We start from the raw sequence: 15,534 nt of genomic DNA, 5'->3' as shown, positions 1-15,534 counted from the left end.
TTCGTGATAGCCCTTGCAAGAGTGCTGTTGCTAGGAGATACGGAGATATTTACCGCTATTATAAACTCTACGTTCGACGCCTCAAAAACAGCCTTCGAAATTTCATTGGGGTTAACCGGAGTATTAGCTCTTTGGTTGGGAATTATGAAAATCGGAGAGAATAGCGGATTAATAACTTCATTGGCGCAAGTAACAGATATACTTATTTATGGGGCAAATAAGCTGAGAAAAATCCGACAGCCGATTCATAAAATGCTTTTGCATCTTGTTGTTCCTTTAAAAGACAATTCATTACCTCTTCAAATCGTCTGGAATCAATTTTTTCTCGGATCGATCTCCAAAGTTGTATGTTCTCTTCGACTTGCTGTACTCCTTGTTTGAGACTTTCGACGAATTCCTTTTCAAATGTATCACCCGATTTCATGAGATGATTCCATGGAACATAGTGAAAGCAAAGTAAATATAATTCGGGACATTGCTTTATGTCGTTAAAGTGTGTACAATTAGTAGGGAAATACTGTGAAACATAATCCGTACCATTGAATGTTCGATTCGTTCCAATTCCTTTATTGTCTATTTTCCATTCTTTGTTAGCTCGGATATCAAATCCGGCACGATAATGACAAGATACCTGGGTCGTCAGCCCGAGGCTATAGGGTGAATGGCTGCGGGCATAGTTGTTCCATGTCGGCATCATCATTTGTGTTATTACCCTTTCCGCGGACCTATCACAATTCCATGTTGATTTAATCCATTCAGAGGTGATTTTCTCAATAGTCTCTTTGGGATTCCACGCTAATCGTCCGAATGCAAACCAATTTGCTTGTGCAAAATGATGACCGGTCCAGTTGTTGGAATCACCAGTATTGGCTACACCTGCCATTGCTCGGTATTTAGTGGGATAAACCTTACCCGTGATTATCTTAGTTATGTTACTACCCGCACCTTTGCAATACGTGTCAAAGTTGAGAAACTCTTTCCACATGGGAGCTAAATATACCAAATACGTAGATTGCCCAATATATTCCTGAGTAATTTGCAATTCAGGCATTAATGAAGTCTGTTTCATTGCCCCGAACAAAGGTTGGGCAGGCTCAATCGGCTGGAAATCCAATGCTCCATTTTTGGCTTGCAATATCACATTTTCATCGAACTTTCCGTCAAGTGGAAGAAATTCTTTATAAGAACGTTTAATGCGATCCTTATCTATTTGAGGATTATAGACAAACGTTCTCCATATCACAATACCTCCATGAGGTTTTAGTGCCCGCGCCAATACATTAGCACCTTCTGCATGTGTACAGTGATAATCTTGCGGTCCGGGCATGCCTTCAGAGTTTGCTTTAACGAGAAACCCTCCGAAGTCAGGAATCAGTGAATAAATCTCATCCACTTTTGTGTTCCACCATTCTTGAACATTCGGATCAAGCGGATTGGCTGTGTCAAGTTCTCCTACACCTCCCCATTTTTTCATAACATCAGGTGTTGATGACGGTTTCATGGGAGCTGCAAAATTGGCAGCGAGATAAATACGTATGTTATACTTTCGTAGGATATGTGCTAACGCTGATACTTTTTTCAGATAATCTCTCCGTAAGATACGTGGATCGGCATTCACATTGTTCAATACTACTCCATTGATACCTATAGAGGCATTGGCACGTGCATAATCCGTATATCTTTCATCAAGTCTTTCCGGTAATTCGTCCCATTTCCATAACGTTTTTCCGGCGTATCCCCGCTCTATATTTCCGTTGAGATCGTCCCAATGATTGAGTTGCCGATAATCTAAGGCCGGTACTTCTCTTATATTCAACCGATCCAGCGGATATTCACATTGAATCAGCCGGATTAAATGGAACGTTCCATAAAGAAAACCTGCATCCGAATATGCTTGCAATATAATCTTGTTATTGTTATTACGAATAAGATATCCTTCCATACCCAGACTTTTGTCTTTACAGTAACTCATTTGAATACTGGCTCTTGTGTTACTGATGAATCGAGGAGTTATTCCCAGTGTAGCTTTCAAACAACCTTTTAATTCTTCTGCAATCACTTCATCGTATTTGCATTGAGGCAGATTCACCTGACTGTATAATTGGATATAAGATTGCTTTAGTGGGAGGTCTTGAACAGGTTTGTAGTTTAACCAAAGTTCATATCCTGTATCTGTGTTTTGTACTGTTTGCGCTTGTCCGCGAGAATGTCCGATAGAGCACAAAACAAAGTAGAATAATACTGAGATAAAAATAATAATTATTCATAATGAGTATTTTTAAGGAATGATACAAAGAAAATAAAACAGAAGAAAAATATAGGCTATTTTCTGTTCAATAAAGGACAAATCCTCTTCGTAATTTCAAATTCTTTTAAAAGGGAAGGTGCGATTCTGTATTTATGGTCAGTTTTTGTCCTTAATTGAATAGTTTTTTTTGTAGGTTTTCTAATGTTATTCCGATTTTTGCGATATGAATTGGTCGGAATTCGTATTATAATATCCATGAATTCAAAACTATTTAAGAAAAATATAAGGACTATGATCTGAAAATTGTTTTCTTTGTATTGTCTTAAAATGAATGAAGTTATGAAAACTATGAAAACGAAGTTGAGCTTTTTGTTGTCTCTGGTCCTGTTAGTGTCATGTAATCCTAAAAACACAGGGAGACAAAATGATGCTACAGGGGATACTACTTATACGAATCCACTATTGGCTGAAGGAGGGTCTGACGCTAGTGCTATTTATCACAATGGAAAGTATTATTATACACATGAAACAGAATCATATATTATGTTGTGGGAAACAACAGATATTACCAATCTGGTTCATGCTAAATCTAAAAAGGTATGGATTCCAAAGGATCCTATGAATAGTCGGCATCTTTGGGATCCGGAAATACGGTTGATAAATGGTAAGTGGTATATTTATTTTGCTGCTGACGATGGAAACACGGATAACCATCAGCTATATGTGATTGAGAATGATTCTCCCGATCCTATGGAAGGAGAGTTTCAATTGAGGGGACCTATAGTTACTAATTCCGGTTGGAATTGGGGAATTCATCCTGCTACTTTCGAGCATAAAGGAAATCTTTATTTATTGTGGTCGGGTTGGCCCAGCCGAAGAATTAATACGGAGACTCAGTGTATATACATAGCTCGGATGAAAGATCCATGGACACTCGATTCGGAAAGAGTACTGATTTCAAAACCGGAATATGAATGGGAACGACAATGGGTAAATCCAGATGGAAGTAGGACGGCCTATCCTATTTATGTCAATGAGGCACCACAGTTCTTTCATTCGAAGGATAATAAGACGCTGATTGTATATTATGCAGCTAGTGGTTGTTGGTCACCTTTTTATTGTACAGGTATGCTTACTGCTGATGCAGATAGTGATTTATTAAATCCAGCTTCCTGGAAGAAGTCAGAGGTACCGGTATTCCAACAAGAGCCGAAAGAACGCGTATACGGGCCGGGGAGTTTTTCATTTGTTCCTTCACCGGATAGTACCGAAGTGTATTTATTATATCATGCACGAAGTCTGCCGAATTCAGTTACAGGTGAACCTGAAAGCCGCAATACGAGGTTGCAAAAGATAGGATGGGATGCGGATGGTATGCCGGATTTGGGCAAACCGCTTCCTGTTGGGGTTCCGTTGCCGAAGCCTTCAGGTACTCCTATTAAGAAATAGGTAATATTTGTAGATGTTTTTATAATGTTTGACGAGTGATGGACGCTTGTCAAAAGAGGATTATTGTAATCATATTACTAACATAATATTAAATTAAAACAGTGAAAAAGAGTATTTTAGCAGTATGTGCTGTCGCTTTGCTTTCTACTACAGCGTTTGCACAATGGAAACCGGCTGGTGACAAAATTAAAACAAAATGGGCGGAAGAAATCAATCCGGAAAACGTTTTGCCTGAGTATCCTCGTCCTATCATGGAACGTAGTGATTGGAAAAACCTGAACGGTTTATGGGAATATACAATTATAGAGAAAGGTAAAACACCGACTTCCTATGAAGGCAAAATCCTGGTACCATTTGCAGTAGAATCAAGCTTGTCGGGAGTTGCAAAGACAGTAGGAAAGGATAAAGAACTTTGGTATCAGCGGACATTTGATGTTCCGAGTACATGGAAAGGTAAAAAAGTAATGCTGAACTTTGGAGCTGTTGATTGGAAGGCTGATATTTGGGTGAATGATATAAAAGTAGGCCAACATACAGGTGGTTTTACTCCATTCTCTTTAGATATAACTCCGGCATTAAATTCAAAAGGGGATAACAAACTTGTAGTGAAAGTTTGGGATCCGACAAGCGACGGACCTCAACCGCGCGGTAAACAGGTTACTAAACCCGAAGGTATCTGGTATACCTCTGTAACAGGTATCTGGCAAACTGTATGGATGGAGCCTGTAGACGAATGTCACATCACCGATATTCGTACTGCTTCGGATATTGATCGCAAGAAACTGACCGTAGACGTAGCTACTACTGGTGCAAACTCATCTTCTCAATTGGTTGAGGTAAAGGTGTTTGACGGCAAACAATTGGTGGCTGTAGGCAAAGGACTGAACGGTCAGACTATTGATATACAAATGCCTGAAGATGCTAAATTGTGGAGTCCTGAATCTCCTTTCCTTTACTCAATGGAAGTTGCTTTGAATTGTGGAGGTAAAGTGACAGACAAAGTAAATAGTTACACTGCTATGCGTAAATACTCTACCCGTCAGGATGAGAATGGAATTGTACGTTTGCAGTTAAATAATAAGGATGTATTCCAGTTTGGTCCATTGGATCAAGGTTGGTGGCCTGATGGACTGTATACAGCACCTACTGATGAGGCTTTGGTTTATGACATTCAGAAAACAAAGGATTTCGGTTATAATATGATCCGTAAACACGTGAAAGTAGAACCTGCACGTTGGTATACTCATTGCGATAAACTGGGAGTAATTGTATGGCAGGATATGCCTAGCGGCGATAAAGAACCGGAATGGCAGATGTATAATTTCTTTACAGGTAACGAGCTGAAACGTACGGAAGAGTCGGAAGCATGCTATCGTAAAGAATGGAAAGAAATAATGGATTACCTTTACAATTATCCTTGTATTGGTGTTTGGGTTCCGTTTAATGAACGTTGGGGACAGTTCAAAACAGAAGAAATCTCTGAATGGACTAAAAAACATGATCCATCTCGTTTGGTGAATCCGGCAAGTGGGGGTAACCACTTCCAATGTGGAGATATTCTTGACTTGCACCATTATCCGAATCCGGCTCTTAAATTCTATGACGCAGGTCGTGCTACAGTATTGGGAGAATATGGCGGTATTGGTATGCTATGCCGGAACACTTATGGTACCCGATCACAATTGGGGATATGTTAAGTTCAATTCTTCTAAAGAAGTGACAGACGAGTATGTGAAATATGCGAATCAATTATATAAACTGATTCCACGTGGCTATTCGGCTGCTGTATATACACAGACTACAGACGTTGAAATGGAAGTAAACGGATTAATGACTTATGATCGTAAGGTAATCAAGATTGATGAACCTAGAGTTAAGGAAATTAATACCAAAATCTGTAATTCGTTGAATAAGTAAGACAAAAGTTTGTAATTGAATACTGATTTCATGATGAAATTGAACTGTGCGGAGATTTCCGCTGGTTCAATTTCTATTTTTTTTCTTATCTTTGCCAAACTTTTAAATTAATCTTATATGATGCTTAGATCACTTTTTCTTTTAATAGCTGTAGGTTGTTCGGCAGCTTTATTCTCTCAGTCTGCACCAGACGGAGGATCGGATAATGATGAGAAACAGTACTGTAATCCTGTAATTAATTATAGTTTACCGGATCCGACAGTTATTAAGGATGAAGACGGTTATTTCTATCTGTATGCTACAGAAGATATCAAAAATGTCCCAATTCATCGATCAAAGGACCTTGTAAACTGGGATTTTGTAGGAACTGCTTTTACTAAAACAACTCGTCCTACATTTGAACCTAAAGGTGGAATTTGGGCTCCTGATATTAATAAAATAGGTAACCGCTATGTGCTATATTATTCCATGTCAGTTTGGGGTGGAGAGTGGACATGCGGTGTTGGTGTGGCCGTTGCCAATCAACCGGAAGGACCTTTTATTGATCATGGTAAGATGTTCCGAAGCAATGAGATCAAGATACAAAATTGTATTGACCCCTTTTATATAGAAGATAATGACAAGAAATATCTTTTCTGGGGTAGTTTTCATGGAATATATGGTACGGAATTGACAGAAGACGGGCTTGCTTTGAAAAAAGACGCTCCGATTTTGCAAATTGCTGGAAATGCCTATGAAGGTACTTATATTCACAAACGGGATGGATATTATTATTTGTTTGCTTCTATCGGTAGCTGTTGTGAGGGATTGAAGAGTACTTATACAACGGTTGTAGGACGTTCGGAAAATTTGTTTGGACCTTATGTGGATAAGAACGGCCGTCCGATGCTGGAGAACAATCATGAAATCCTGATTGGGAAGAATGATGCGTTTGTAGGAAACGGCCATAACTCAGAGATCGTTTCAGATAAGAATGGTGCAGACTGGATATTTTATCATGCAGTCAGTACGGCCAATCCGTCAGGGCGAGTTTTGATGTTAGATCGTGTTTATTGGCAAGATGGATGGCCTTATGTAGAAGGATCCACGCCATCGTTGAAGGCTGATAAACCGGAGTTTTAAATGATATATTTAAATATTTTATAGTAGATTTCCCCTTGTTTGCAATTGCAGATAAGGGGATTTTTGTGTCATATATTTGTCATAATGCAATATAAAAGGCGTTTTGACTAGTTTTTATCCTTTATTGAATAGAGATTTGTATTAACTTTCCTTATTTTCTGCAATCTTTGTAACTGGAAAAATGTTCTAATATTTAATGATCATGAAAAACAAGACTCTCTTGGCCATAATTTTACTGTTGGCAGTATCTACGACAATGACGGGAATGGATATTTCCGGAAAAACACAGCAAAAGCCATCTGCGTATACGAATGATGATATATGGGCTGCATATGAAGGATTCAACCAGACATTGCTTGACCCTGTTAAATATATCTATAAGACCAATTCTTCTGATAAAAGTGCAAAAGATCGTTTCAATGGTGCGGCAGCTATCTGGTGCCAACCTACCTATTGGGATATGGCAATGAATGCCTATAAATTAGCCAAAGCTCAAAACGATAAGCAAAAGACTGCTTACTACAAAGAGCTTTGTGATAAGATATATGCAGGAAATAAAGCTCAGTACGCTCATTTCGATTTTGATGATAATAATGAAAATACCGGATGGTTTATTTATGATGATATCATGTGGTGGACCATTACTTTGGCACGTGCTTACGAATTGTTTGGAGTAGAGGACTACCTCCGATTCTCGGAAGAGAGCTTTAGTCGTGTGTGGTACGGATCAAAGAAAGTAGGAGATACCGGTTCGTATGACAAAGTAAATGGCGGAATGTTCTGGCAATGGCAACCGATACGAAATCCGAAACCCAATCAACCGAATGATGGTAAAATGGCATGTATCAACTTCCCAGTGGTGGTAGCTGCACTTACTCTTTATAATAATGTGCCGAAACGGAGAAAGGAATCTGCTGAAGAAGCACCCAAGTATCAGACTAAAGCACAATATCTGGCTAAAGGGAAAGAAATTTATGAATGGGGAGTAGAGAACTTGCTGGATAAGAAAACCGGAAAGGTGGCTGATAGCGTCATGGTAAAGGCACTCCGGCATGGAAAGCACATATTTATAATCAGGCTACTTTCATTGGAGCATCAGTTTTACTCTATAAGGCTACTGGGAAAAAAAGTTATTTGAATAATGCTATACTTGCAGCCGACTATTCTGTAAGGGAAATGTCTGCCGAACATAACCTGTTACCTTTCGAGAAGGGAATTGAGCAAGGTATTTACACTGCTATTTTCGCTCAATATATGGCAATGCTAGTGTACGACTGCGGTCAGACTCAATATCTCCCATTTCTGAAGCACAATATTGAAGTAGGTTGGGCAAATAGAGATAAAACACGTAATGTTTGTGGAGGCGAATATTGGAAAGTGCTGCCGGATGGAGCAGATATCGATAGTTATTCTGCTTCCGGAATACCAGCGTTAATGCTTTTATTTCCGGCAGATAAATAACCAGATAATTTTCGACTCTAATACCATAAAATATCATGAATAATATACGACTACTGCTGGTTTCTTGTTTTTTATTAATCTGTTGTCATTCAATCAATGCACAAAAGGTAAAAGAAAGAGAGACTAAAACTGTCTTCCAAACAGCTGATCCTTGGAAACCGGAAACAGATGTGCGTGCTGACGCAGCAATCGTATATGGTACATCAGATAGACCAGGTGTTACCTTCGAACAGCGGGTGCAATCGTGGAAAGATAAAGGTTACCAAACACAGTTTATGACTGGTGTAGCGTGGGGAAATTACCAGGACTATTTTCTCGGAAAATGGGACGGGATTAATGACCATCTGAAAGAAGGACAAAGAGATCGTAACGGAAATGAAATTGCTCATGGACATCTGGTGCCCTACATTGTCCCTACCGAAAGTTTTATCCGTTACATGCAAGAAATGCAGATAAAACGTGTGATTGATGCAGGAATCACTTCTATTTTTTTGGAAGAACCGGAATTCTGGATGCGTGGCGGATATAGCGAAGCTTTCAAATCGGAGTGGCAGAAATATTATGATTTTCCATGGAGGGACCAGCAAGAATCTCCCGAAAATACATATCTCTCAAATAAATTGAAATACCATCTGTATTACAAAGCATTGGATAAGATATTTTCCTATGCCAAAGAATACGGAAAATCGAAGGGGTTGGATATCAAATGTTATGTGCCTACCCACTCATTAATCAATTATACTTCCTGGCAGATTGTAAGTCCTGAAGCCAGCTTGGCTTCATTGGACTGTGTTGATGGTTATATTGCACAAGTCTGGACGGGTACTGCACGTGAATCCAATTTCTATGATGGCGTAAGAAAAGAAAGGGTATTTGAAAATGCCTTTCTGGAATATGGCTGCATGAAGTCCATGACTGCTCCTTTAAAGCGGAAAATGTACTTTCTGACGGACCCGATAGAAGATTTCCCAAGAGACTGGCAAGATTTTAAACGTAATTATCAGGCTACTTTTTCTGCACAACTTATGTATCCGATGATTGATACGTATGAAGTTATGCCTTGGCCCGACCGTATTTACCTGGGATTGTATCAGGTAGCCGGAACAGACCGGAAAGAACGTATTCCGCGTTCATATTCCACTCAGATGCAAATCATGATTAATACATTGAATGATATTCGTACTTCTGAAAAAAAGATTAGCGGAACACATGGTATTGGTGTATTGATGGCTAACTCATTGATGTTTCAGCGTTTTCCTACTCACGACGGATACGATGATCCTCAGTTCTCCAGTTTCTACGGACAAACATTTCCCTTGTTGAAAAGAGGGGTTCCGGTAGAGCTGGTACATATTGAAAATACTCCGTTTAAAGAGACCTTCAAAGGACTTGAAGTATTGGTGATGTCCTATTCGAATATGAAACCGATGACCCCCGAGTACCATACTTATCTGGCAGATTGGGTAAAGAAAGGTGGAGTCTTAGTTTATTGTGGAGAAGATATCGATCCTTATCAATCCGTACTGGAATGGTGGAATATAGAAGGCAATCATTATAAATCCCCTTCAGAACATCTGTTCGAGAGGATGAATTTATCCCAGAATCCCACTGACGGAACTTATCGCTATGGTAAAGGAAGAGTCATTGTCATGCGTGAAGATCCTAAACATTTTGTATTGAAAGCCGGAAATGACCGGAAATATTTTGAAACCATTTCATCTGCTTATCAGAAAAAGACCGGCAAAGCTATCGAGACAAAAAACAGTTTCTTAGTAGAAAGAGGTGTCTATACTATTGCGGCCGTTATGGATGAAAGCGTTTCAAACGAGCCTTTGACATTGTCCGGATTATATATCGATCTGTTTGATAAAGATTTGCCGATACTGACAAAGAAACAAATTCAACCTGGCGAGCAGGGATACCTGTATGATTTAAATAAAGTGTCCGGCAAAGTCAAAGCAAAAGTTCTTTGCGGTGCTTCCCGTATTTATGAAGAGAAAGTAGGAAAGCAGAACTATTCATTTGTAGCAAAAAGTCCGTTGGAAACAACCAATGTATCGAGAGTTCTTCTGCCAGGTAAACCAAAAACCGTCAAAGTGAATGGGAAATCGGAGCAAGGCGAATGGGATGAAACTTCGAAAACACTGCTACTAAGCTTTGAAAATGATCCGAATGGAGTAAATGTATCAATTGAGTGGTAAATAGAATCTATAAAATAGAAATAGAATATTATGAGACAAAAACTAACGATGCTGTTGCTGGGAGCAGCTTCTGTACTTTCTAGCTGTAGCACCCAGATTGAACGGCATGAAAAAAATGAGTTGCGTGCTCCGGCTTATCCGCTGGTAACGATAGATCCTTATACCAGTGCTTGGTCTTTTACAGACAATTTGTATGACGGCTCTGTAAAACACTGGACAGGAAAAGATTTTCCTTTGATAGGTGTGGCCAAAGTAGACGGACAATTATACCGCTTCCTGGGAATGGAAGAACTGGAATTGAGACCTTTGGTGAAAACATCTGAACAGGGTACTTGGACAGGAAAATATACCATTGAGAAACCGGCTGACGGATGGCAGAATGCTGATTTCGATGATAGCGCATGGAAAGAAGGAGAAGGTGCATTCGGAACAAAAGAGAACGAAACCGCAGCAAAGACACAATGGAGAAGAGTTTATCTGGGTACGTCGGGTAGCGGATATTCAGGAAGACTTGACAGGTAAAAATGTATACCTGGAATATTCTCACGATGACGATGTGATCATTTATATTAATGGAATCAAAGTGGTAGATACAGGAAATGCTTGTAAGAAGCATGTACAAGTAAAATTGTCGGATGAAGTGATTGCTTCTTTGAAGAAAGGTGATAATCTGATTGCCGCCTATTGCAACAACCGCGGAGCAAATGGATTATTGGACTTCGGATTGTTGGTAGAGTTGGATGATAGCCGGTATTTCGGTCAGACAGCTACACAGAAATCTGTCGATGTGCAACCTATGCAGACTTATTACACCTTTACTTGTGGTCCGGTGGATTTGGACCTGACATTTACTGCTCCTATGTTTATGGATAATCTGGACCTGATGTCACGTCCGGTTAATTATATCTCTTACGAAGTAGCTTCTAACGACGGAAAGAAGCATGAAGTAGAAATCTACTTTGAAGTTTCTCCTCAATGGGCACTCGACTTGCCTCACCAGGAATCTGTAGCCGACAGCTTTACAGAAGGTGACTTGTTATTCTTGCGTACCGGAAGCCGTAATCAGGAAATCCTGAAAAAGAAAGGTGATGATGTACGTATTGACTGGGGACATTTCTATTTGGCTGCCGAAAAAGAAAATAGTACTTATGCTATCGGAGACGGTAAAAAAATGCGTAAGAGTTTTACTGAGAATAAGTTGGAAGCACCTTCGTCAGAAGGTTATGATAAACTGGCTTTGGTACGTTCATTGGGTGAAACCAATAAAGCTAGCGGTCACCTGTTGATTGGATATGACGATATTTATTCAATCCAATATTTCGGAGAGAACTTACGTCCATATTGGAATCGCACTGGTAATGAAACAATCGTTTCACAATTCCAGAAAGCTGAAAAAGAATATGACACACAGATGAAGAATTGTGCGGCATTCGATAAGAAACTGATGCAAGAAGCTACTGAAGCTGGTGGACGTAAATATGCTGAACTTTGTGCTTTGGCTTATCGCCAGGCTCTTGCGGCTCATAAATTAGTAGAAGCTCCGAATGGTGACTTGGTATTCCTATCTAAAGAGAACTTTAGTAACGGTTCTATTGGAACAGTTGATTTGACTTATCCTGGAGCTCCATTGCTTTTGCTCTACAATCCGGAACTGGTGAAAGCTACTATGAATCATATTTTCTATTATAGTGAAAGTGGAAAATGGACAAAACCGTTTGCTGCTCATGATGTAGGTACTTATCCGATGGCTAACGGTCAGACTTATGGTGGCGATATGCCGATTGAAGAATCTGGTAATATGGTAGTTTTGGCTGCTGCTATTGCCGCTATGGAAGGAAATGCCGAGTATGCAAAGAAACATTGGGAAACTTTGACAACATGGACAGACTATCTGGTTGAATATGGTTTGGACCCTGAAAACCAACTTTGTACGGACGACTTTGCCGGACACTTTGCACACAATGCCAATCTTTCTATTAAAGCAATTATGGGTATTGCTTCATATGGCTATCTGGCAGACATGTTAGGTAAAAAAGATGTTGCAGAGAAATATACTCAGAAAGCAAAAGATATGGCTGTTGAATGGGAGAAAATGGCAAATGACGGTGACCACTATCGTCTGACCTTTGACAAACCGGGAACATGGAGCCAGAAATATAATCTTGTTTGGGATAAACTGCTGAATTTACAGGTCTTCCCGGCAAAGATTGCTGAAACAGAAATCCCATACTATCTGACAAAACAGAATAAATACGGTCTTCCGTTGGATAACCGTGAAACATATACTAAGACAGACTGGATTATGTGGACAGCTACCTTGGCTAACGATAAGGCAACTTTCGAAAAGTTCATTGATCCTGTATACTTGTTCATGAACGAAACACCGAATCGTGTTCCGATGTCAGACTGGGTATTTACAGATGCTCCTAACCAAAGAGGTTTCCAGGCTCGTTCAGTAGTTGGAGGATATTTCATTAAGATGCTTGAAGGTAAACTAAATAACTCAAACAAATAATAAATCATGAAGAAACAAGTAAAATATATTAGTGCAGGTATGTTGGCGGCTATGCTGCTTTGCGGTGGACAAGTACAGGCTGCTGACCGTATGTCGGAGATGTATGTTTGCGCTGCAGATGCCATTCAGAAAGATAACCGTCCGGTAGTCTCTGAACGTTTATTCCATTCGGATGCAGTGGAAAAGGAAATTCTCCGTATACAGAAGTTGCTGAAGAATGAGAAATTAGCCTGGATGTTTACAAACTGTTTTCCAAATACATTGGATACTACTGTACATTTCCGTATTGGAAAAGATGGTAAACCGGATACCTTTGTATATACAGGAGACATACATGCTATGTGGCTTCGTGACTCAGGTGCACAGGTTTGGCCCTACGTACAGTTGGCAAATTCTGATCCTAAATTGAAACAAATGCTGGCTGGAGTTATCCTCCGCCAGTTCAAATGTATCAATATCGATCCGTATGCAAATGCGTTTAATGACGGTCCGGTAGAAGATAATGAATGGATGACTGACTTAACAGACATGAAAGCGGAATTGCATGAGCGAAAATGGGAAATCGACTCATTGTGTTATCCCTTACGCTTGGCTTACCATTATTGGAAAACAACCGGTGATGCAAGTATTTTTACTGAAGAGTGGATTCAGGCAATAACTCAGATTCTGAAGACTTTCAAGGAACAACAACGCAAAGAAGGAGTTGGACCTTATAAATTCCAACGTAAGACCGAACGTGCTTTGGATACATTGAATAATGATGGATTAGGAGCTCCGGTAAATCCTGTAGGATTGATCGTATCCTGTTTCCGTCCTTCGGATGATGCTACTACATTGCAATACTTAGTTCCTTCTAATTTCTTTGCTGTATCTTCATTGCGTAAAGCTGCCGAGATTCTGGAAGCTGTCAATCAGAAAGAGGATCTGGCAAAAGAATGCAAATCATTGGCAAAAGAAGTTGAGACTGCTTTAAAGAAATATGCAGTATACAAACATCCTAAATATGGCAAGATTTATGCTTTCGAAGTAGATGGTTTCGGTAATCACCTGTTGATGGATGACGCTAATGTACCGAGTTTGCTTGCGATGCCTTATCTGGGTGATGTAGATATAAATGACAAGATTTATCAGAATACCCGTAAGTTTGTTTGGAGCGAAGATAATCCTTACTTCTTCAAAGGAACAGCCGGTGAAGGTATTGGCGGACCGCATATCGGATATGATATGATTTGGCCGATGAGCATTATGATGAAAGCTTTTACCAGTAAAGATGATGCAGAAATCAAAGCATGTATCAAGATGTTGATGGACACTGATGCGGGAAAAGGATTTATGCATGAATCATTCCATAAAGATAATCCGGAGAAATTTACCCGTGCTTGGTTTGCATGGCAGAACACACTCTTCGGAGAGCTGATTCTTAAATTGGTAAATGAAGGAAAAGTGGATTTGTTGAACAGTATTAATTAATAAAGTATTATGAAAAAGTTATGTGTATGGGCAGTTGCCGCCCTTTTAATGGCAGCTTGTACACCGAAAGCCGAGAAAAAAACAACGGATTCCGGTTTATTGCAAAGTAATTTCCAGACGGAAGTAGACGGAAAGAAAACTGATTTGTATGTGTTGCGTAACAAGAACAACATGGAAGTTTGTATTACAAATTTCGGTGGGCGTATTGTTTCTGTAATGGTTCCCGATAAGGATGGAAAAATGCAGGATGTAGTTTTGGGATTTGATTCTATCCAGGACTATATCTCCAAACCTTCAGATTTTGGTGCAACGATTGGTCGTTATGCCAACCGTATCGGTCAGGGTAAGTTTACACTGGATAGTGTAGAATATCAGCTACCTAAAAATAACTATGGACACTGTCTGCATGGTGGTCCGAAAGGATTCCAATACAAGATATTTGATGCAAATCTGCTGACTCCTCAGAAACTTGAATTGACTTGCAAAGCTGACGACGGCGAAGAAGGGTTCCCGGGTAATCTTACTTGCAAAGTTGTGATGGAACTGACTGACGACAACGCAATTGATATTAAGTATGAAGCTGAAACAGACAAACCGACTGTTATCAATCTGACTAACCATTCTTATTTCAATTTGGATGGTGATGCTGGTAGTAATAGCGACCATATCTTGACAGTAGATGCTGATTACTATACTCCGGTAGATAGCACATTTATGACTACAGGTGAGATTGTTACAGTAGAAGGTACTCCGATGGACTTCCGTGTGGCTACTCCGGTAGGTTTGCGTATCGACGACTATGATTTCGAACAATTGAAGAATGGTCATGGTTACGATCATAACTGGGTATTGAATGCCAAAGGTGATGTTACTCGCAAAGCTGCTACTTTGCAATCACCGAAAACAGGTATTGTTATGGATCTGTATACAAGCGAACCGGGTGTTCAGGTATATGCAGGAAACTTCCTTGACGGATCCGTAACAGGAAAGAAAGGTATCACTTATAACAAACGTGCTTCTGTATGTCTTGAAACACAGAAATATCCTGATACTCCTAATAAACCGGAATGGCCGTCGGCTGTATTGCGTCCGGGAGAAAAGTATACAAGCGAATGTATCTACAAATTTTCTGTAGCTAATTAATAAGAACT

6 protein-coding genes and 4 pseudogenes are annotated in these 15,534 nt (G+C 39.7%); 9 read left to right on the top strand and 1 reads right to left on the bottom strand.

The window, feature by feature from the left end; all coding sequences use genetic code 11:
* Positions 1 to 189 (top strand): annotated as a pseudogene (locus JCM17102_RS29955) (hypothetical protein); the annotation flags it as partial.
* A gap of 13 nt (positions 190 to 202) precedes the next feature.
* On the opposite strand, the gene JCM17102_RS17700 reads toward JCM17102_RS29955, so the two are convergent.
* Positions 203 to 2,224 (bottom strand): alpha-glucuronidase family glycosyl hydrolase, encoded by a 2,022-nt coding sequence (locus JCM17102_RS17700; protein WP_025076112.1) that lies wholly within the window; start codon positions 2,222 to 2,224, stop codon positions 203 to 205.
* A 372-nt stretch (positions 2,225 to 2,596) separates the two neighbouring features.
* Here JCM17102_RS17700 and JCM17102_RS17695 point away from each other — a divergent pair, with 372 nt between their 5' ends.
* The 8 genes and pseudogenes from JCM17102_RS17695 (at position 2,597) to JCM17102_RS17660 (ending at position 15,526) form a co-directional block, all read left to right on the top strand.
* Positions 2,597 to 3,697, top strand: a complete 1,101-nt coding sequence (locus tag JCM17102_RS17695; RefSeq protein WP_025076111.1) for a glycoside hydrolase family 43 protein — start codon at positions 2,597 to 2,599, stop codon at positions 3,695 to 3,697.
* Positions 3,698 to 3,798: 101 nt separating this feature from the next.
* Positions 3,799 to 5,614 (top strand): annotated as a pseudogene (locus JCM17102_RS28285) (glycoside hydrolase family 2 protein).
* A 120-nt stretch (positions 5,615 to 5,734) separates the two neighbouring features.
* A complete protein-coding gene (locus JCM17102_RS17685; protein ID WP_033887048.1) occupies positions 5,735 to 6,736 on the top strand; it encodes a family 43 glycosylhydrolase in 1,002 nt (333 codons plus the stop codon).
* A gap of 202 nt (positions 6,737 to 6,938) precedes the next feature.
* A pseudogene (locus JCM17102_RS28280) lies at positions 6,939 to 8,197 on the top strand (glycoside hydrolase family 76 protein).
* A gap of 35 nt (positions 8,198 to 8,232) precedes the next feature.
* Positions 8,233 to 10,398: a hypothetical protein gene (locus JCM17102_RS17675; protein WP_025076109.1), complete on the top strand. Its 2,166-nt coding sequence runs from the start codon at positions 8,233 to 8,235 to the stop codon at positions 10,396 to 10,398.
* 30 nt (positions 10,399 to 10,428) lie between these two features.
* Positions 10,429 to 12,913: pseudogene (locus JCM17102_RS28275) on the top strand (glutaminase domain-containing protein).
* A gap of 6 nt (positions 12,914 to 12,919) precedes the next feature.
* Positions 12,920 to 14,383 carry a glycoside hydrolase family 125 protein gene (locus tag JCM17102_RS17665; RefSeq protein WP_025076108.1) on the top strand — a complete coding sequence of 488 codons (1,464 nt, stop codon included), beginning with the start codon at positions 12,920 to 12,922 and terminating at the stop codon, positions 14,381 to 14,383.
* A 9-nt stretch (positions 14,384 to 14,392) separates the two neighbouring features.
* Entirely contained in the window at positions 14,393 to 15,526 is a 1,134-nt protein-coding gene (locus JCM17102_RS17660) for an aldose epimerase family protein (protein WP_025076107.1), read from the top strand.
* Positions 15,527 to 15,534 lie beyond the last annotated feature (8 nt).

Origin of the sequence: Bacteroides faecichinchillae JCM 17102, from assembly GCF_000614145.1 — a bacterium.
In the GTDB taxonomy this organism is placed as follows: Bacteria; Bacteroidota; Bacteroidia; order Bacteroidales; family Bacteroidaceae; genus Bacteroides; species Bacteroides faecichinchillae.
This window is presented reverse-complemented; position numbering and strand designations above follow the sequence as displayed.

What these genes read in the sequence shown, in the direction of transcription:
- JCM17102_RS17695 (WP_025076111.1), top strand. Translation starts at nt 2,597, where the DNA reads ATGAAAACGAAGTTGAGCTTTTTGTTGTCTCTGGTCCTGTTAGTGTCA.
- JCM17102_RS17685 (WP_033887048.1), top strand. Translation starts at nt 5,735, where the DNA reads ATGCTTAGATCACTTTTTCTTTTAATAGCTGTAGGTTGTTCGGCAGCT.
- JCM17102_RS17675 (WP_025076109.1), top strand. Translation starts at nt 8,233, where the DNA reads ATGAATAATATACGACTACTGCTGGTTTCTTGTTTTTTATTAATCTGT.
- JCM17102_RS17665 (WP_025076108.1), top strand. Translation starts at nt 12,920, where the DNA reads ATGAAGAAACAAGTAAAATATATTAGTGCAGGTATGTTGGCGGCTATG.
- JCM17102_RS17660 (WP_025076107.1), top strand. Translation starts at nt 14,393, where the DNA reads ATGAAAAAGTTATGTGTATGGGCAGTTGCCGCCCTTTTAATGGCAGCT.